Annotated in this window: 21 protein-coding genes; 7 read left to right on the top strand and 14 right to left on the bottom strand. The window is 70.6% G+C overall.

Annotated elements, in window-relative coordinates:
• Window positions 1–677 precede the first annotated feature (677 nt).
• Both AB0F52_RS02905 and moaA read right to left on the bottom strand, forming a co-directional pair.
• Window positions 678–929, bottom strand: a complete 252-nt coding sequence (locus tag AB0F52_RS02905) for a MoaD/ThiS family protein (RefSeq protein ID WP_360163889.1) — start codon at window positions 927–929, stop codon at window positions 678–680.
• Between the two features lie 10 nt (window positions 930–939).
• Window positions 940–1,947, bottom strand: coding sequence for a GTP 3',8-cyclase MoaA (gene moaA, locus AB0F52_RS02900; RefSeq protein WP_360163887.1), 1,008 nt, complete (start codon window positions 1,945–1,947; stop codon window positions 940–942).
• 138 nt (window positions 1,948–2,085) lie between these two features.
• On the opposite strand from moaA, the gene AB0F52_RS02895 reads away from it, so the two are divergent.
• The 5 genes from AB0F52_RS02895 to AB0F52_RS02875 all read left to right on the top strand — a co-directional run bounded on the left by AB0F52_RS02895 (window position 2,086) and on the right by AB0F52_RS02875 (window position 5,759).
• Window positions 2,086–2,565 (top strand): MarR family transcriptional regulator, encoded by a 480-nt coding sequence (locus AB0F52_RS02895; RefSeq protein ID WP_360163885.1) that lies wholly within the window; start codon window positions 2,086–2,088, stop codon window positions 2,563–2,565.
• Between the two features lie 33 nt (window positions 2,566–2,598).
• Window positions 2,599–3,003 (top strand): helix-turn-helix transcriptional regulator, encoded by a 405-nt coding sequence (locus tag AB0F52_RS02890; protein WP_014467790.1) that lies wholly within the window; start codon window positions 2,599–2,601, stop codon window positions 3,001–3,003.
• An 80-nt stretch (window positions 3,004–3,083) separates the two neighbouring features.
• Window positions 3,084–3,869 carry a molybdate ABC transporter substrate-binding protein gene (gene modA / locus AB0F52_RS02885; RefSeq protein ID WP_360163883.1) on the top strand — a complete coding sequence of 262 codons (786 nt, stop codon included), beginning with the start codon at window positions 3,084–3,086 and terminating at the stop codon, window positions 3,867–3,869.
• A gap of 58 nt (window positions 3,870–3,927) precedes the next feature.
• Window positions 3,928–4,695 carry an ABC transporter permease gene (locus tag AB0F52_RS02880; protein WP_360163881.1) on the top strand — a complete coding sequence of 256 codons (768 nt, stop codon included), beginning with the start codon at window positions 3,928–3,930 and terminating at the stop codon, window positions 4,693–4,695.
• Window positions 4,692–5,759 carry an ATP-binding cassette domain-containing protein gene (locus AB0F52_RS02875; protein ID WP_360163879.1) on the top strand — a complete coding sequence of 356 codons (1,068 nt, stop codon included), beginning with the start codon at window positions 4,692–4,694 and terminating at the stop codon, window positions 5,757–5,759. Before AB0F52_RS02880 ends, AB0F52_RS02875 begins: the two co-directional genes overlap by 4 nt.
• Window positions 5,760–5,769: 10 nt before the next feature.
• Here the strand turns inward: AB0F52_RS02875 and AB0F52_RS02870 are convergent, their stop codons facing one another.
• A complete protein-coding gene (locus AB0F52_RS02870) occupies window positions 5,770–7,548 on the bottom strand; it encodes a multicopper oxidase domain-containing protein (protein ID WP_360163877.1) in 1,779 nt (592 codons plus the stop codon).
• Between the two features lie 190 nt (window positions 7,549–7,738).
• Here AB0F52_RS02870 and AB0F52_RS02865 point away from each other — a divergent pair, with 190 nt between their 5' ends.
• Together AB0F52_RS02865 and AB0F52_RS02860 are read left to right on the top strand one after the other, a co-directional pair.
• Window positions 7,739–8,533 carry an HAD-IIA family hydrolase gene (locus tag AB0F52_RS02865; protein ID WP_360163875.1) on the top strand — a complete coding sequence of 265 codons (795 nt, stop codon included), beginning with the start codon at window positions 7,739–7,741 and terminating at the stop codon, window positions 8,531–8,533.
• A gap of 37 nt (window positions 8,534–8,570) precedes the next feature.
• On the top strand, window positions 8,571–9,371 hold the full coding sequence (locus AB0F52_RS02860; protein ID WP_103336447.1) for a metallophosphoesterase: 801 nt from the start codon (window positions 8,571–8,573) through the stop codon (window positions 9,369–9,371).
• Here AB0F52_RS02860 and AB0F52_RS02855 read toward each other — a convergent pair.
• The 11 genes from AB0F52_RS02855 to AB0F52_RS02805 all read right to left on the bottom strand — a co-directional run bounded on the left by AB0F52_RS02855 (window position 9,368) and on the right by AB0F52_RS02805 (window position 18,004).
• The gene (locus AB0F52_RS02855) at window positions 9,368–9,742 is read right to left on the bottom strand and encodes a YccF domain-containing protein (RefSeq protein WP_103336448.1); all 375 of its coding nucleotides are present in this window, start codon (window positions 9,740–9,742) and stop codon (window positions 9,368–9,370) included. The genes AB0F52_RS02860 and AB0F52_RS02855 overlap by 4 nt on opposite strands.
• Window positions 9,742–10,491 carry a PhzF family phenazine biosynthesis protein gene (locus tag AB0F52_RS02850; RefSeq protein ID WP_360163872.1) on the bottom strand — a complete coding sequence of 250 codons (750 nt, stop codon included), beginning with the start codon at window positions 10,489–10,491 and terminating at the stop codon, window positions 9,742–9,744. The genes AB0F52_RS02855 and AB0F52_RS02850 overlap by 1 nt, the downstream gene beginning before the upstream one ends.
• Before the next feature lie 64 nt (window positions 10,492–10,555).
• Entirely contained in the window at window positions 10,556–12,049 is a 1,494-nt protein-coding gene (locus AB0F52_RS02845) for a hypothetical protein (protein ID WP_360163870.1), read from the bottom strand.
• 2 nt (window positions 12,050–12,051) lie between these two features.
• Window positions 12,052–12,528, bottom strand: coding sequence for a hypothetical protein (locus tag AB0F52_RS02840; protein WP_360163868.1), 477 nt, complete (start codon window positions 12,526–12,528; stop codon window positions 12,052–12,054).
• A gap of 102 nt (window positions 12,529–12,630) precedes the next feature.
• Entirely contained in the window at window positions 12,631–13,179 is a 549-nt protein-coding gene (locus AB0F52_RS02835; protein ID WP_360163866.1) for a DUF3558 family protein, read from the bottom strand.
• Window positions 13,180–13,225: 46 nt separating this feature from the next.
• A complete protein-coding gene (locus tag AB0F52_RS02830; RefSeq protein ID WP_360163864.1) occupies window positions 13,226–13,939 on the bottom strand; it encodes an ESX secretion-associated protein EspG in 714 nt (237 codons plus the stop codon).
• Between the two features lie 22 nt (window positions 13,940–13,961).
• Window positions 13,962–15,173, bottom strand: a complete 1,212-nt coding sequence (locus tag AB0F52_RS02825; protein WP_360163862.1) for a helix-hairpin-helix domain-containing protein — start codon at window positions 15,171–15,173, stop codon at window positions 13,962–13,964.
• Window positions 15,170–15,613: a hypothetical protein gene (locus AB0F52_RS02820; RefSeq protein ID WP_360163860.1), complete on the bottom strand. Its 444-nt coding sequence runs from the start codon at window positions 15,611–15,613 to the stop codon at window positions 15,170–15,172. Before AB0F52_RS02820 ends, AB0F52_RS02825 begins: the two co-directional genes overlap by 4 nt.
• Window positions 15,610–16,185, bottom strand: coding sequence for a 4Fe-4S single cluster domain-containing protein (locus AB0F52_RS02815; RefSeq protein ID WP_360163858.1), 576 nt, complete (start codon window positions 16,183–16,185; stop codon window positions 15,610–15,612). Before AB0F52_RS02815 ends, AB0F52_RS02820 begins: the two co-directional genes overlap by 4 nt.
• Window positions 16,173–16,388 carry a DUF2997 domain-containing protein gene (locus tag AB0F52_RS02810; protein WP_360163856.1) on the bottom strand — a complete coding sequence of 72 codons (216 nt, stop codon included), beginning with the start codon at window positions 16,386–16,388 and terminating at the stop codon, window positions 16,173–16,175. The genes AB0F52_RS02815 and AB0F52_RS02810 overlap by 13 nt, the downstream gene beginning before the upstream one ends.
• Window positions 16,385–18,004, bottom strand: coding sequence for an AAA family ATPase (locus AB0F52_RS02805; RefSeq protein WP_360163854.1), 1,620 nt, complete (start codon window positions 18,002–18,004; stop codon window positions 16,385–16,387). The genes AB0F52_RS02810 and AB0F52_RS02805 overlap by 4 nt, the downstream gene beginning before the upstream one ends.
• Window positions 18,005–18,021: the final 17 nt, after the last annotated feature.

Below are 18,021 nucleotides of genomic sequence, written 5' to 3'. Positions count from 1 at the left end.
GCCTGTTTGTGCAGGTCAGCGGGCCGTTATCTGGCCGTTTCCTACCCGAGATAAAACACGGATCGTGAGGCTTGCATCACGTGTTTCGCGGCGCGAATGGGCCATTCGCGCCCTCGGGATCGCGATTGAAGCGCGCATCTTAAGAGTCCCGTTGGTGCGGCGCCAGACTTGACATCCTGCACCAGATGCCTCAGGAGTCACAGTAGTCCCACCTGTTCGTGGGGTTTCCCGACCCGGTCGGAGCGAAGCCGACCGTCCCGCCCGAGCCCTGACGCCGACGCAGGGCGACGGACCAGGTGAAACGGGTCACCGGAAGGCGTGGTGGCCGGTCGCGATCAGCTTCTCGCGAACACCCGGATCCAGTGACGCGCCACGCCGACGCCCCGAAACCCGGTCGCCGAGCGGTCGGCCGCCGTACCCGAGCGGTCGACGATTTACCGGGAGGGCGAACTCGACACGCCTCCGCCGAACGGCCCACCCGCTTACAAGCTTCGGCGCAAGCCGCCAAGCCCAGCCCCCGTGTCTGGAGAGCCGACACGCGTGATCAGGAGGTCGACACACGTGATCAGAGGGTCGACACAGGTAGCTTGCCTAGCTTCGCCGTGTCGACCCTTCAATCACGCGTGTCGACTGTTCAATCACGCGAGTCGACCCTTCGATCACGTGGTGGCGGGTGGTCAGCCGCCGGCGAACGGGGGGAGGACGTCCAGCTCCGCGCCGTCCCGGAGGGGGCGGGTGAGGTCGCGGACCGCGATGCCGTCCAGGAGGTAGCTGACCGCCTCCAGCAGCCGGGGCAGGCCGGCGGGGTGCAGGCGGGCCAGCTCGGCCACGGCGTCGGCGACCGACGCCCCGGCCGGCAGCTGCACCTTCTCCTCTTCCACACCCGCCGCGGCCCGCGCCGCCGCGAAGTACCGCACCACGATGGTCACCGTCGCCACCTCAGCCACCGATCGCGCTCATCGGCCGGATCGGCTGCGCGAACCCGGCGTCGTTGATCTCGTGCCCGGCGAGCTTGCCCCACATCGTCGCCCGCCAGGCGTCCGCGACCTCCTCATCGCGCGCGCCCGCGCGCACGAGGGACCGCAGATCCGTCTCGTCGTTGCTGAAGAGGCAGGAACGCACCGCGCCATCCGCAGTCAGCCGGGTTCGCTCGCAGGCCGAGCAGAACGGCCGGGTCACCGACGCGATCACGCCGACGTCGCCGGGCCCGCCGTCGACCAGCCAGCGTTCGGCCGGCGCGCCACCCCGCTCGGCGGGGAACGGCGTCAAGGTGAACGCGGTGCCCAGCTTCTCGAGGATCTCGGCCGCGGTGATCATCTCGCCGCGGTTCCAGCCGTGCTGGGCGTCCAGCGGCATCTGCTCGATGAACCGCAGGTGGTAGCCCTCGTCGAGGCAGAACCGCAGCAGCGGCACGGCTTCGGTCTCGTTGAGCCCGCGGATCAGCACGGCGTTGACCTTCACCGGCGACATCCCGGCGTCCCGCGCCGCGGCGAGGCCGGCGATCACGTGCGAGAGCCGGTCGCGCCGGGTGATCGTCTTGAACAGCTCGGGGTCGACGGTGTCGAGCGAGACGTTGATCCGGTTCAGGCCGGCCGCCGCGAGCCCGGCCGCGCGCTTGGCGAGCCCGATCCCGTTGGTGGTCATGGACAACCGCGGCCGGGGCGACAACGCCGTGATCCGCGCGACGAGGTCCTCGAGGCCCGCCCGCAGCAGCGGTTCGCCGCCGGTGAGCCGGATGTCGGTGACGCCGAGCATTTCGACGGCGATCCGCATCAGCCGGATCAGCTCGTCGTCGGTCAGCACCTGCTCGCCCGGCATCCAGTCGAGGCCCTCCGCGGGCATGCAGTAGGTGCAGCGCAGGTTGCACCGATCGGTCAGGGAGACCCGCAGATCGGTGGCCACCCGGCCGAAGGTGTCGATGAGATGGGGGTTCTCGGGCCGGGGCACGCGAGAAGATCCTCGTGTACCGGGGACGCGAGGAAACCCGAGATCCACTGCTGTCATTACGCACAGAGTAGCCCCGGAACGCCCGGTTGAGATACTTTGCCCAGAGAGTGGTTCAGTGGACGAACTAAACGAGGGCCCGTGACGGAAAAGACTTACCCGGTCACCGAAGGGGAACTCTTCCGCTTCGCGGAATTGGGCCGCCAAGGCAGCACGTTCACCGTCCTGCGGCACGCCCGGATCGCCGAGCGGATGGGCCTGTCCGGCACCGACCACAAGACCTTCGACCTGGTCATCCAGGCCGGTGGACCGCTCACCGCGGGCCGGATCGCCGGGCTGACCGGCCTGTCCACCGGCGCCGTCACCGGCGTCATCGACCGGCTGGAGAAGGTCGGGCTGGTCCGCCGCGTACGCGACCCGGAGGACCGGCGCAAGGTCCTCGTCGAGGTGGTGCCGGGGACGGCCGAACGCTTCGCGCCGCTCTTCGAGTCGGCCTTCGACACCCTCCGCGAGCTGCTCGCGCAGTTCTCCCCGGCGGAGCGAAAAGTGATCGAGCGTTATCAGAACGCAATGCTCGAAGAGCTGCGCGCCGAAGTCATGGGCAATTCGCGCCCCGCGTAGCTTTTCCTCAACTGCGGAGATAATCTCTGCGGCATGCCGCAATTTCGGTTGTCCGAGGCCGCGCGCCTGCTCGGCGTCAGCGACGACACCGTCCGGAGGTGGGTGCGCGCGGGGCAGCTGACCGCGACCGACGACGCCGCCGGCCGCAAGGTCGTCGACGGTGCCCAGCTCGCCGGGTTCGCCCGGGCACAGGCCACCGCGCCCGACGACCCGTCCGCGGTCGGCCGGTCCGCCCGCAATAGGTTCGTGGGGCTGGTCACCGAGGTCATCACCGACAAGGTGATGGCGCAGGTGGAACTGCAGTGCGGGGCGCACCGCGTGGTGTCCCTGATGAGTACGGAAGCCGTCCGCGAGCTGGGCCTGCGCCCGGGGGTGCTCGCGGTCGCGGTGGTCAAAGCGACCACTGTCGTGGTGGAAACGCCGGAAGGAAGTCGATGAACAAGCCCGCTCTTCGGGGGTCCGGGTGGCGAAGCCCCCGGCTCGGGGCGAAGCCCCGATTTTCACAGCTCGCTCTCGTCGTGGCCGCCGTCGCCCTGTTCGCGGGCGCGTGCAGCAGCTCGGACGAGCCCAGCACGCAGCCCGGCGCGTCGGTCACCGCACCCGCGCCCAAGGGGGCCGGCAACACCGGCGGTGGCACGCTGACCGTGTTCGCCGCCGCGTCGCTCACCGAGTCGTTCACCGCGCTCGGCAAGGCGTTCGAAGCCCAGCACGCCGGCGTCACGGTGAAGTTCAGCTTCGCCGGCTCGTCCGGCCTGGTCCAGCAGCTGACCAACGGCGCCAAGGCCGACGTCTTCGCCTCGGCCGACCAGGCCAACATGGACAAGGCCGTCCAGGGCGGCGTGATCGACGGCCAGCCGGCGGTCTTCGCGACCAACAAGCTCGCCATCGCCGTCGCGCCCGGCAATCCCAAGGGCATCAAGTCCTTCGCCGACCTGAACAAGGCCGGCCTCACCGTGATCACCTGCGCCCCGCAGGTGCCGTGCGGTGCGGCGGCGAAGAAGATCGAGACGGCCACCGGCGTCACGCTCAAGCCGAAGAGCGAAGAGCAGGACGTCAAGCAGGTGCTGAACAAGGTCGCCTCCGGTGACGCCGACGCCGGGCTGGTCTACGTCACCGACACGACCTCGGCCGCGGGCAAGGTCGCCAAGGTCGACCTGCCCGAGGCGGCCCAGGCGATCAACAGCTACCCGATCGCCGCGGTCAAGGGCGGCCAGGCCGACCTGGCGCACCAGTTCGAGGAGTTCGTGCTCGGCGCCCAGGGCAAGAGCGAGCTGACGAAGGCCGGGTTCGGTCCTGCGCAGTAGGCGCGCCGCGAGTGGCCGGCGGGGTGACGTCCCCGCCGGCCACTCGCGCGTCCCGTGGGTGCTGGGGATACCGGCCACGCTCGCGCTGGCCCTCGTCGTCCTCCCGGTCGTCGGGCTGCTGGTGCGCTCGGACCTGACGCGGCTGCCGTCGCTGATCGTCACGCCGTCGTCGTGGCACGCGCTGCGGCTGTCGCTGATCACGGCGGGGCTGTCGACGCTGGCCTGCGTGCTGCTCGGGGTGCCGCTGGCCGTCGTGCTCGCCCGGGCCCGTTTCCGCGGGGTCCGGCTGCTGCGCCCGATCGTGCTGCTGCCGCTGGTCCTGCCGCCGGTCGTCGGCGGCCTCGCCCTGCTCTACCTGCTCGGCCGCAAGGGCTTCCTCGGCGTGCTGGTCACCACGCTGACCGGGGAGTCCGTGCCGTTCACCACGACCGCCGTGGTCATCGCGCAGACGTTCGTCGCGATGCCGTTCCTGGTCGTCAGCCTCGAAGGCGCGCTGCGCGGTTCCGGCGACCGCTACGAGCAGGTCGCCGCGACGCTCGGCGCGCGGCCGTGGACGGTGTTCCGCCGGGTCACGCTGCCGCTGCTGCTGCCCGCGCTCGGCTCCGGCGTCGTCCTCAGCTTCGCCCGCGCGCTCGGCGAGTTCGGCGCCACGATCACCTTCGCCGGCAGCCTCGAAGACGTCACCCGCACGCTGCCGCTGGAGGTCTACACGCAGGCCGAAGTGGACATCGACAGCGCCGTCGCGCTCTCGCTGCTGCTGATCGTCGTGGCGTTCCTGGTCATCGTCGTCGCGCGGCCGCGCTCGTGGGAAGGCGGCCTCCGGTGAGCCTCGCCGCCCGGATCACCGCCGTGCGCGGCTCGTTCGCCCTGGACGTCGGCTTCGACGTCCCCGCCGGGCACGTGCTGGCGCTGCTCGGCCCGAACGGCTCCGGAAAGTCGACGGTCCTGGGCTGCCTCGCCGGGCTGATCACGCCGGCGTCGGCGGAGATCACGGTGGCCGGCCGCGCGCTGGCCGGCGTGCCGCCGCACCGACGTGGGATCGGGCTGCTTTCCCAGGACGCCCTGCTCTTCCCACACCTGTCCGCAGTGGACAACGTGGCGTTCTCGCCGCGCTCCACCGGCGCCGGCCGCCGCGCCGCCCGGGAGCGCGCCTTCTTCTGGCTGGCCGAGGTCGACGCCGTTCCGCTGGCCGACCGGCGGCCCGGGCAGCTGTCGGGCGGCCAGGCCCAGCGCGTCGCGATCGCCAGGGCGCTGGCCGCCGAACCGGATCTGCTGCTGCTCGACGAGCCCTTCGCCGCCCTCGACGTCGACGCCGCGCCGGCGATCCGCGGCCTGCTGCGGCGGGTGCTCAAGACCGGGCCGACGACGGTGCTCGTCACGCACGACCCGCTGGACGCGCTCGCGCTCGCCGACCACGTCGCGGTGCTGAACGACGGCCGGATCGTCGAACGCGGCCCGACCCGCGAGGTCCTTTCGGCGCCGCGGACGGCGTTCACCGCACGGATCGCCGGCCTCAACCTCGTCGCCGGCACCGCGGTCGCCGAAGGGCTGCGGACGGCGTCGGGCGAGGTCGTCAGCGGGCTCCCGGCGGCCGACGTGGTGCCGGGGGAGCCCGCGGTGGCGGTGTTCCCGCCGAACGCCGTCGCCGTCTACTCCCGTGACGGCGAGCACCGCGGCAGCCCGCGCAACACGACCGGCGCGGTCGTCGCGGCCCTGGAGCCGCACGGGCCGGTGATCCGCGTCCGGGCCGAGGGCGACGGCTGGGCCCACGGCCTCACCGCCGACCTCACCCCGGCCGCCGTCGCCGAGCTCGCCCTGGAACCCGGCTCGGCGGTGACGCTGTCGGTGAAGGCCGCGACCGTGGCGATCCACCCGGCCGCGGCCTCTTAGCCGACGCCGGTCAGGCGGCGTCGTGGTGGTGGCCGCCGCCCGGGTGGACGTGGAACTTCGCCACCGCCGGCGGGTGCACGACGAACGGCCGCATCATGCCCTCGTCCTCGTGGTCGAGGATGTGGCAGTGGTACATGAACTCGCCGGTGCCCCCACCGAACTGCCCGGCGACGCTCACCCATTGGCCGGGGTTCACGATGATCGTGTCCTTCCAGCCCTCCTCGTACTCCTCCAGCGGGACGTCGGTGAAGCCGTCGATCGGCGCCGTCGTCCGCTCGCCGGCCTGGTCGAACGTCGTGGTGAAGGCCCGCCGGAACAGCGCCTGGAACTCCGTCAGGTGGATGTGGATCGGATGCGCCGGCCCGCCGTTCGCCACGTGCAGGATGTTCCACACCGCCCACCGGTCGTGGTCGATGAAGATCCCCGTGGTGTCGTCGAAGACCCGCCCGATCATCCGGAACGTCTTCAGGCCGCCGTTCGGGTCCTGGACCTGGATGATCCCCTCGCCGCCCGGGTCGGCCTCGACCTGCTCGAGGTCCCACAGCTCCGGGTGGCCGGCCTTGTTGAGCAGCAGCGCGATCCAGACGTGGTCGTGGTCCTCCGGCAGCGTCGTGCCGTGCTGCAGCCGGACGTACGACGTCGAGATCTTCTCCGGCAGCGTGAACGGGTCGTGCTTGGCCCGGCCGGCCACCCGGAACTCCATCAGGTCCGGCTCGACGATGCCCAGCCGCGGGTCGGCGTTGCGCAGCTTGAGCTTCTGGCCCTTGAAGCGGCTGAAGTCGATGAGGACGTCGAAGCGCTCGGCCGGGGCGACGGTCAGCCCGCCGGTGGGCAGCGGCGCCGGCGCGGGCAGCAGGCCGCCGTCGGTGCCGATCAGCCGGACGGCGTCGTTGACTTCGACGTTGTTCTCGTCGACCAGGTTCAGCGTGTAGAACCGCGAGTTGGCCGCGTTGAGCAGCCGGAAGCGGTACCACCGCGCGTCGACGTCCAGGTGCGGCCAGATCACCCCGTTGACCAGGTTGAACGGGCCCGAGAACGGGATCGCCGGGCCGGCCGGCGGGATGAACGGGAACTTGAACAGCAGCTGCCCGGTGAGCTCGCCGGTCGCCGGGTCGAGGTCCAGGTTCCGGTCGGTGATGACCAGCGGGATCTCGTGGTCGCCGTGCGGCAGGCCGAGCGCGTCCTCCTCGTCGTCGCGGACCAGGTACATCCCGGCCAGGCCCGTGTGGACGTTGAAGCGCGTGATCGCCATGGCGTGGTCGTGGTACCAGAGCGGCATCGCCCGCTGGCGGTTCGGGTACTCGGCCAGCTGGGACGTCCCCGGGAGGCCGGCGTTGTGCGCCCAGCCGTCGTTGCCCGCGTTGGTGCGCGCGCCGTGGAGGTGGACGACCGTCCAGGCCGGCAGGTCCGCGACACCCTCGACGATCGAGTAGTCCGGCCTCTCCAGTTCGCGGCCGGGGCGGCTCGTCGGCGCGTCGGCGAGCGGCCCCTGCACGGCCACTAGCGGGAACTCTCCTTCGATTTCGTTCGACCACGAAATCCGCAGCTGCTTGCCGTTGCGCACTTCGATCGTCGGACCCGGGAAATGTCCCGCGTACGTCCACAACGTACTTTCGGGCAATTCCGAGTGCAGCCGCTGCCGCGTCGTGATCATCGGAATCGTGATCATTTCCCGGCTGCGGGGCCGGAACACGGGTGGAATGCGCAGCGGGTCCAGGAACTTGGTGAGTCCCCAGTTGGGCGCGGTGATCGGCCAGGTCGTCGCCGGGCGCTCGATGATTTCGGTCATGGTTCTCCCCCTTCGGTGCGGGGGCAGGAAGAATTGCGCGGCGGCGCGCACGCCGTCGACGTCGAAAAGTATTCCCCCGAACCCCCTCGGTGACCGGACGCGCGACTCCCCTCGCGATACCGGCAATTCCCATGGTAGCCGTTTTCGACGTATCACGCAGGTGTCTCGCGCGCGTGATAGGTTCCGCACCATGAACGAACGCCGGTGGACGTACCTCTCCGACATGGACGGCGTCCTGGTGAAGGAGGAGCACCTCGTCCCCGGGGCCGACGAGTTCCTCGCCGAGCTGAAGGCGAACGGCATCGACTTCCTGGTGCTCACGAACAACTCGATCTACACCCCGCGCGACCTGCGGGCGCGGCTGGAGCGCACCGGGCTCGACATCCCGGAGGAGTCGATCTGGACCTCGGCGCTGGCGACCGCGAAGTTCCTCTCGTCGCAGCGGCCGAACGGCTCCGCGTACGTCATCGGCGAAGCGGGTCTCACGACGGCGCTGCACGAGGTCGGCTACGTGCTGACCGAGCGTGACCCGGACTACGTCGTGCTGGGCGAGACCCGCACGTACAGCTTCAGCGCCATCACGCGCGCGATCCGGCTGATCGAGGGCGGCGCGAAGTTCATCGCGACGAACCCCGACGCGACCGGCCCGAGCGTGGAGGGCTCGATGCCGGCCACCGGTTCGGTCGCGGCGCTGATCGAGAAGGCCACCGGCCGCTCGCCGTACTACGTCGGCAAGCCGAACCCGCTGATGATGCGCTCGGCGCTGCGCCGGCTCGGCGCGCACTCGGAGTCGACGCTGATGATCGGCGACCGGATGGACACCGACGTGCACTCGGGCATCGAGGCCGGGCTGCAGACCATCCTGGTGCTCACCGGCATCTCCACACCGGAGTCGGCCGAGCGCTATCCGTACCGGCCCACGCTGGTGATCAACTCGATCGCCGACCTGATCGGGCGAACCGGGGACCCGTTCGGCGAAGGCTGACCGCGAGCCGGGTGGCCACAGGGCATATCGTCAGCGGATGAGCAAGTCGACGTACGTGGTCGGCGACGTCCACGGCCACCGTGACGAACTCGCCGACGCGCTGAGATCCGAAGGCCTGGTCGACGAGGAGGACAACTGGTCCGGCGGCGAGGACCAGCTGTGGTTCCTCGGCGACTTCGTCGACCGCGGCCCGGACGGCGTCGGGGCGATCGACCTGGTCATGCGGCTCGAAGCGCAGGCGGCCGAGGCCGGTGGCCAGGTCCAGACGCTGCTGGGCAACCACGAGATCTTGGCGCTGGGGATGTACCACTTCGGCGACGAGCCGGTGCCGTCCGACTTCGGCCCGCGCAGCTTCGCCCGCAGCTGGGAGATCAACGGCGGCCTGCTGTCGGACCAGGACCGGCTGACCCCGGAACACATCGAGTGGCTGAGCGCGCGCCCGCTGGCCGCGCTCGCCGCCGACCACCTGCTGCTGCACTCGGACACGCTGGAGTACCTCGACTGGGGCTCGTCGCTCGACGAGATCAACGAGGCGGCTCGCGACATCCTCGAGGGCAGCGACATCGAGGCGTGGTGGGACGTCTGGCGCCGGATGACGACGCGCTACGCCTTCCGCGGCCCGGACGGCGAGGAAAACGCCCAGAAGCTGATGGACGCCCTCGGCGGCTCGCGGATCGTGCACGGCCACAGCGTCATCGCCGACCAGCTGGGCATCCACCCGACGCAGATCGAGGGCCCGTTCCTGTACGCGGGCGGCAAGGCGCTGGGCGTCGACGGCGGCCTGTTCGTCGGCGGGCCGTGCCTGGTCGTCGAGCTGCCGTACCAGCCGGAGTCCTAGGCGATCTCGACGATCTCCTTGCCGAGCGGCACCAGCGACACCGGGATCAGCTTGAAGTTCGCGATGCCGAGCGGGATCCCGACGACGGTGAGGCAGAGCGCGATGCCGGTGAAGACGTGCCCGAGCGCCAGCCACCACCCGGCGAAGACGAACCAGACGACGTTGCCGACGCACGACGCGGCGCCCGCGTCCCGCCGGTCGACGACGGTGCGGCCGAACGGCCAGAACGCATAGTGCGCGATGCGGAACGACGCCAGCCCGAACGGGATGGTGACGATCAGGACGCAGCAGATGACGCCGGCGAGCAGGTAGCCCACGGCCATCCAGAAGCCGCACAGGACGAGCCAGATGATGTTCAGCAGGGTGCGCATCAGACGTGCAGCTCCCCGCTGAGGACGGTGACGGCCTGGCCGGCGAGGTGGACGCGGTCGCCGTCCTGGCGGGTCCGGACGATGCCGCCGCGGGCCGAGACCTGTTCGCCGGTGAGGTCTTTCCGGTTGAGCCGCTCGGACCAGTAGGGCGACAGGATGCAGTGCGCGGAGCCGGTGACGGGGTCTTCGTCGATGCCGACGCCGGGGGCGAAGAAGCGGCTGACGAAGTCGTTTCCTTGCGCGGTGACCAGTAGCCGCCCGGTCCAGGTGTGCTTGAGCTTCTCGAGGTCCGGCTTGAGGCCGCGGACGGTGTCGGCGTCTTTGACGACGGCGAAGAGGTTCTCGACGCCGCGGCCGGTGTACTCGATCTCGACGCCGGGGAGGATTTCGGACAGGTCGTCATCGGTGGGCTGCGGCGGGTCGGAGGGGAAGTCCAGCTCGACCCAGCCGTCTTCGGCTTTGGCCCGCAGTTCGCCGCTTTTGGTGGTGTAGGTCTGTTTTCCGCCGAGAACGTGCGTGACGGCGAGGGTGGCGTGCCCGCAGAGCGCGACCTCGACGGCGGGGGTGAACCACCGGAGCGACTTGGGGCCTGCGTCGGTGGTGACGACGAAGGCGGTCTCGGCGTGCTTCATTTCAGCGGCGACGGCCTGCATCCAGGCCGGGTCGGCGGGTTCGTCCAGCAGGACCACCCCGGCCGAGTTCCCGGCGAAGGCGCGATCGGTGAAGGCGTCGACGATGAAGAAGCGCATGTCCCCAATGTAGCCGGGGTTTTTCCGGTTGATCTCGGGTCGGGCCGGATCCCGGGGATGACCCCTAGGAGGTCTCCCCGATGGTCGGCTTCACGATCTTTTCCCCGTCCGGACCGCGTTCCGGCTTGAGATCGAAGACCTCTTCGTCGACGGCGTACTTGTTCTTGTGCTCTTTGTCGTCTTCCTTCTTTTTCCCGGCCCCGGCGGCCCCGGCGGCTCCGGCGGCACCGGCGCCGCCTTTCCCGCCCTTGGCCGCGGCGGCCGCGGTGGCTCCGCGCTCGAGCCGTTCGCCGGGCTTGCTTCCGGTCTTGCTGCCGCCTTCGCCGGGTGCTTCCTTGGGGGAGGCTCCGGCCTTTCCGGCGCTGCCGGAGACTCGCGACCCGGCGAACCCGGTCCCGGCCCGCCCGGAGCCGATGCCTTTGCCGCGGGTGACGTCGCCGCCACCTCCGGATGTGCCGCCGGAGGTGGTACCGGGCATGGCGAGCCCGTCGGGCGTGACGCGGCCGAAGGTGCCGGCGGCGGGGGTGGCGCGGAAGTTGGAGTTGCCGCTGAAGGTGCCGGTGCCGGTGCTCGTTCCCGGGGGGACGTAGGTGGTGCCGCTGGGGGTTCCCGGTCCTCCTGGCCCTCCGGTGATCCCGGGTCCTGTGGTGCCGCCGGGTCCTCCTGTGCCGCCGGGTCCTCCCGGGCCTCCGGGGGCGAAGGTGCCGCCGGGCCCGCTTCCGCCGATGGCGGGGGTGCCGCCGAAGCCGGTGCCGCTGGTGCCGTGGAAGCCACTCACGGAGGTGGAGTCACCTTGCCCCAACTGCGGCGGCGGGGTGTAGGTGGGCTGGGTGCTGGCGGTTTCGTGGTAGGTGGAGTCGAGGTTCTGCAGAACCTGAACGGCCTGCTGATGAGCGGCATCGGCCTGCTGCTGCTTGGCGGCAACGTCGTTCATGGTCTGCGTCGCGCCGGCGACGTCTCCCGCCTGGTATTGCACGGTGGCCTTGGTGATCTCGGCCTGCTGGTTGAACCCGGTGGGCTCGGGCATGTTCTTCTGCGCATAATCGGCGGCGGCCGCTTGCTGGGAATAGCGGTTGGAGCTGAGCTGGGCGGCATTCGCGGTATCACCCGTGTAGGTGGCGGTGCTTTGGAAGAAGCTGTGCGCCTGGGCGGCTCCGGAGCCTTGCCACTGGATCTCGCTCGAGTTGACGGCGTCGTTCGCGGCGTTGGAGACGTCGGCAAGCCAGTTGCCGAGCTTGTTGGCGACCCGGCCGCGATCGTCGAGATCCGCCGGCCGCATGTTGTCGTGCACCATGCCGTACAGCTCTTCATGCGAGCTGGAGGCGTAGTTCTGCCCAGGCGCGGGCGCGTCGCCACGGGTGGCCTGGTCGTGCAGCAGAACCTTGCCTTGCTCGACGGAGTACTGCGCTGCTTGGTTCTGCGTCTGCGGCGTGACTCCGTCGCGGGCGTCCCCTTGGTCCTCGGCGCCGAAGTGGTGCACGTTCTGCTGCAGCTTCTGCTGGGTCTGCGCGTAGAAGTCGCCCTCGTACTGACGATGTTCGGCGTGCTCGTGCGCCATGGTCACTCGCTCCCGCGGAGCTTGGCGAAGGTCTGGCTGTGGGCGTCTTCGGTTTCGCGGTAGTTCTTGCGGGCGATCTCGAGTGCTTCGCGGACCTGTATGAACCCTTGCTTCAGCAACTCGAGGTTCGGGATGAGCGACTGGTCCCCGTCGGCAGCCACCTTCGCGTTGAAGTCGGCTATGTCCTTTGCGTAGCTACTGGAGCCCATGCCCGGAGCTCGCGCGAGGAGTTTCACGTCGTGGAAGATTTCGTCGAATTCGTGGATGAATCGGTCGCACACCTTGGTGTACGCGTCGAAACCGGCTTGGTTGATCCCGAAGCCGCCGCCCTCGGCCAGCGACTTGAATTGCTGGGCGCCGGCGTTGAGCCGCTTGGCGCCTTCCTCGTCGAGCGGGACGTCGAGCAGGCCGGACAGGAAGTGGGCGCCGGCGTCGCCCGCCGCAGGCGGCTCACTGCCGAAGTGTGCACCCGTCGTCATCGCCCACCCCTCTCGACACCGTGCGTACCCGAGTCAACTGTAGTAGTGACGATCCGCTATGTCAGCAGCTCCGTGACGCCGGCAACCCGTCGAGGGACGCTCTCAGCCGTTCGCGGGAAGAAGAGGTTCGACCTTGGTCGAGACGTCGTTGGCCACCTGGCAAGCCTCATCGGTGCCTGCCGTCTGGAGGGTGACCAGGACGGTGGCTCGCGACTTCGGCTTCACCTCCATGGAGACGTCACAGGAACCCGTCCCGCCGAGAGCGTCGCGCTCCTGCACCGCGGGGCGCCCGTTGACGTCCCCGGTCACGGCCTTGCCGGGGGCCGTGACGATGTCGTTGATCGATTGTCCGGGCTGAAGAGCGAGACCGATCACGCCGTAATCGGTCTTCTTCGTGTCGCAGTTGTGGGCCGCGTCCGCATCGCTCCGCTTCGCGGCTGCGTAGCCCTGGCCCGCCAATACCTGGTCGAGGAGCTTGCACGGATCCATCCCGGCGAACGGGTTGTCACCGCCACCACCACTCGGCTTGGTCGTGGGGGCGTTGCTCGACGACGTGCCCGCGGCTTGCGGCGTACCCCCCACCTTGCTGTCGCAGGCGCTCAGCGCGAGCGCCAGGGTAGCCAAGGCGAGGACGGTGGCTGCTCGGGTCACAACCTGAACACTACGGGTAGATCACACGCCGATGCGAGGACGCGGCTCACCGCTGGGTCGTCTCCGCGATGCGCTCGTGCAACCACCCTCTCAGGTGTCCCCCGTCCGAGGGGACGAACCTCAACCGGGACTCGCCGCCTGGCAGGGGCTCGGTGAACGTCAGGTAGCGGCCGGCGTCGGTGTCCACGAATATCACCGTGCCCACCGGGCGGAGGTTGCCCTGGCCGGCTCGGGTCGAGAGCTCGAACGTTCCGTGGCGGTGGGGGGCCCACTGGGCGTACTCCCGCAGTGCTTCGGTGTCCGGTGGCCGGCTCGGGCCCACCGTCGACGTCGCCGGGGCCACCGGTAGCGGCCCGTAGCGGGGGAGGATGCCGACCAGGGCGTCGACCAGGTGGTCGGGGCGGATCTGGACGAAATTGATCCCGTCCGGCACCCGTTCCGAGTACACGCCCAGGCCGTGGCCGATGGTGGCTCGGTAGAACACCTGGCGCCCGTCCGCCACCTCCGCCGCGCGGACGATGATCAGCACCTCCGGCTGGGTCCAGGCGCGGAGCGTCTGCTCCACCTCGATGTCCAGCTTCTCCGGCCCCGCCAGCCCACGCCCTCGCATCGCGTCCCAGGCCGCCGCCAAGATGCGTTCGTGCTCCTCCAGCGTGTGGCCCGGGCTGGGGATCTCGAACGGGTGCCAGTGCGCCGGGAGACCCGTGCGCCGGACCGCCGCGGTGACCTCCGTCAAACCCAGCGAGAATTCCTCCGGCACGTCTCGAGCGTAGCGGAATCCCTCAGATGTCCAGCTGACGAACGCCCGTCTCCGGCAACGCCACCCGACCGGCCGTCGCCCGTCCGCGCAACCGGACTATTTCGTGCGGCTGCAAGCCGATCGCCACTCCGAAGGCCTCCACGTCCGGGAAGCTTCCCTGCCTCCGCCGCAGCTCCAGAGCCGTCGCCACCCGCGATGGGGAGAGGCCCGGCAGGCGACCCAACTCGTCGGCCGGAGCCGCGTTGACGTCCACCAAGTCCACCAAGTCCGCCGCCGCCACCGGTGGCAGCGGAGGTGGCGACAAAGGGGGCGAAGAAGGCACATACGCCTCGATCACGTCGTTCTGGCGCAGATCCCGCGTCCCGAGCCCGACCGTGAACACCCGCGATCCCGCCGTCGTCCGCACCGCGATCCCGTCGCGCGCCAGGGAAAGCACCGGCAACCCCGCGGCGACGACCGTGCTCCGCTCGTTGAACGTCGTGCCGATCGGCCGCAGCACCCGGACACTCACCCCCACCGTGAACGCCGCGCTCCTCCCCTCCGGCACCTCGACCGCCGCCACCACCGCGCCTTGGCCGAGGTCGCTGACGCCGTGCACCACCGCCGTTCCGTCGCGCTGCTCCACGAACTCCGGCGACGGGAACGCCGTCAGCGTGTCGCCGGCCATCGGGGGCGCGTCGCACTGGAAGCCCAGCAACACCGTCCCCACCTGACCCGATGACAGCTCCTCGAGCGGCCCGGCCGGCCCGAACAGCCCCAGCACCCGCATCGGCTGGCCGCCGCGCGTCGAAGAACACAACGCCCCGAACCGCAGAATGCCTTCACGGACGTGCACTTGCGCGTGGAACCCCGTCAGCGGCTCGAAAGCCGGCGCCACCACCGACGCGGCACCCTCCGGACGGCTCATGTCCGGGCCGGCGGCGTCGTCGGTGTACAGCTCCAGCGCGTCGCCGTTGCCGAGATCCCGCCGCCCGACGGCGACGAACACGTCCTTCAGGAACCCGGCGTCGGTCACCGGCTCGACGTCGCTGGAGAAGTACTTCTTCCGCACCACGATCCCCAGGCGCAGGTTGTCCTCGACGATCCGGTCGCCCCGGCGGAGCCGCGCGCGGGCGCCGCGGACCGCGCGCCCCGCGCTCACCTGCCCGCCCGGCAGCTCCCCGAGGCCGGGGACGGTGACCGAGTCGTGGATCGCCTTGCCGAACTCGATCAGCCCGACCCTGGTCTCGGTCACGACGTGGCGGCCAGCGTGACGCTGATCGACTGGTCGGCGTTGACCCGCTCCGCCTCGACGCGCATGCCCGCCTGAGCCGCCCGGTCCTTCAGCCGGGCCAGTACCGCCCGCTGCACTTCGGCCGCGTACGCCTCGTCGACCGACAACACGAGCCGCGAAGCTTCCTCGGGCACCAGGCCCGGCCCGTCGACGTGCGCGACCTGGACGCCCTCGGGGCCGTAGCCGAACGTGATCCGCCGGCCCTCCCAAGCGGCGACGACGGACGTGCCGTCGTCGGTGACCTGCGCCCGCAAGCCGGCGAGCGCGCGGGCCAGCAGGTCGCGGTGGCGCATCCGGGTCCGCACGGTGACGACCCCCGGCCGCGCCTGCGCGTGCGCGGCGATCGTGGCGGCGTCGAGCTGGGCCAGTGCCGCACTGCGCAGCTTGAGCGTGACACTCATCGGCGATCCCCTTCGAGCAGCGCTTCGAGTACTTCGGTGGTGGCGAACCCGTTCAGCTCGATCACGCCGTCGCGGGCGATCGTCAGTTCCAGGCGGTTCGGGGTGGCGAAGATCGACTCGTCGTAGCGGTCGGTGAGGAAGTGGAACCGCTGGTTCGCCGAGCCCACCCACGGCCGGGACGGCTCGGGCCGGTCCGCCAGGAATGGCCCGTCCACCAGCAGGTCCGTCGAATCCAGCAGCGGAGACGGCGGCAGGTCCTCGAGGACGTGCCCGGTGAACGTCATCACCGAGAGCCCCGCCGAGCGCACCGCGGCGGCGAAGCGACCCAGCGGCTCAGGCTGGTCGAACGGCTCACCGCCGAGCAGCGTGACGCCTTCGATCCCGGGAACGGCGAGCACGCGCGCCACGAGGTCTTGCCAGGAAAGGGAAAACCCGCCGCGGGTCGTCCACGTCTGCGGGTTGAAGCAGCCCGGGCAGCGCACCGAACACCCCTGCGTCCACACGGCACACCGGACGCCGGGGCCCTCGGCGGCGGTCGTGTCGACGATCCGGTGGAGGTTCAGGAGTTCCATTGCGACTGCTGCTGCGAAGCGGTGTCTTCCGCGGACGTGGTCGTGCGCCGGTAGTCCTCGGTGAACTCCGACGTCACGGTCTCCGCGTCGAGCAGGTCCTCCAGCAGCGGGATGTAGTCGAGGCACTTCGAGCCGGTCACGCCGTGCGTCTCGGCGCTGATCGAGCCGTCCTTGCCGATGGTCACGGTCACGCGGTGCGTCATACGTCGATCGTCCTCCCACTCGGTGCCGCCGGAGGTGGCGGCGCGACGGGCTCCGCACCGGGAACCGCAGTGTCCGCGGCGGCGACGGCCCTGGTCTCCGCCCAGTTCCGGATGGCCAGGATCTCGTCGGCCTGGGTGACCGACAGCGGCACGGTCGACTTCACCGCCCGCACCAGGTCGTCGCGGCGCAGCGGCCGCTTCTCGGCGAACGCGTCGACCAGGCCGGACAGCACCGCCTGCTCGATCTCGGCGCCGCTGTACCCCGCGCTGACGTCGGCGAGCTCGGCGAACAGCGCGTCGTCCAGCCGCAGTTCGCTGCCCACGAACGGATCGGTGACGCGCTTGCCCAGGTGGATCCGCCAGATCGCGGCGCGCTCGGGCGCCGAGGGCAGGTCGACGAAGAAGATCTCGTCGAACCGGCCCTTGCGCAGGAACTCCGGCGGCAGCGAGCCGACCTGGTTCGCCGTGGCCATCACGAACACCGGCGCCGACTTCTCCTGCATCCAGGACAGGAACGTGCCGAACACGCGGCGCGCGGTGCCGCCGTCACCCCCGCCGCCGGCACCGGCGAGGCCCTTCTCGATCTCGTCGACCCACAGCACGCACGGCGCGATGCCCTCCGCGGTGCGGATGACCGTGCGGATGTTCTTCTCGCTCGAGCCCACGAGCCCGGCGAAGACGCGCCCGAGGTCCAGCCGCAGCAACGGCAGCCGCCACATGTTCGCGACGCACACCGCGGACAGGCTCTTGCCGCAGCCGGGGACGCCGGTGAGCAGCAGGCCCTTCGGCGCCGCGAGGTTGTACGCCGACGCCGCCGGTGTCCAGGTGCCGGTGCGCTTGGTCAGCCAGCGCTTGAGCCGGTCGAGGCCGCCGACGGCGTCGAAGCTCGTCTCCGCCGGCACGATGTCGAGCATCCCGGACCGCCGTACGGCCTGGCGCTTCTCGGCGAGGATCAGCTCGAGGTCGCTCGGGTCGAGCCCGCCGCCCTCGACCAGGGCCCTGGCGAACGCGTTTTCGGCCTCCGGCAGCGTGAGCCCGCGCGCGGCGGCGACGATCATGTCGCGGTCGTCGCGGTCGATGGTGATCCGGACGTTCTGCCGGTGCGCGGCGACCATGCTGTCCAGCAGCTCGCCGATCTGGCGCTGGTCGGGCAGCGGGAAGTCGACGACGGTGGCGTCGTGCTCCAGCTCCGGCGGCACGGGCAGCGACGGCGACACGAGGATCAGGCTCAGCGGAACCGGCCGCGTCTTGAACGCGGCGGCGAGCTCCCGCAGCCGGCGCACGACGTCGGGATCGGGCCGGTGGCCGCCCTCGGACACCAGCGAGGGATGCAGGTCGGCGAACACGAAGACGGCGGGCTCGCCCCAGCCGTAAATGCGTTCGAGCGCGGCGGCCGCGGTGCGGGTCTCGCTGATCGGCGGCCCGCCCGCGGGCGCCAGGCCGGTGGTGGACGACCAGACGTGGACGCGCCGCGGGGTGCGCAGCCGGTGGGCGTCTTCGGCGACCGCGCGGATTTCCCGCAGGACCCGCTGCTCCTCGTGCGTCTCGACGACGAGCAGCGGGTAGCGCGCCTGCAGCAGCTGGGTCAGCTCGTCGCGAAACCCCTCGCCGGCCATCGAACGCCCCCTCGAAG

Source organism: Amycolatopsis sp. NPDC024027, from assembly GCF_040638975.1.
Lineage (GTDB): Bacteria > Actinomycetota > Actinomycetes > Mycobacteriales > Pseudonocardiaceae > Amycolatopsis.
Note: the sequence above shows the minus strand (reverse complement) of the source record. Positions and strands in the feature narration are given on the sequence as shown.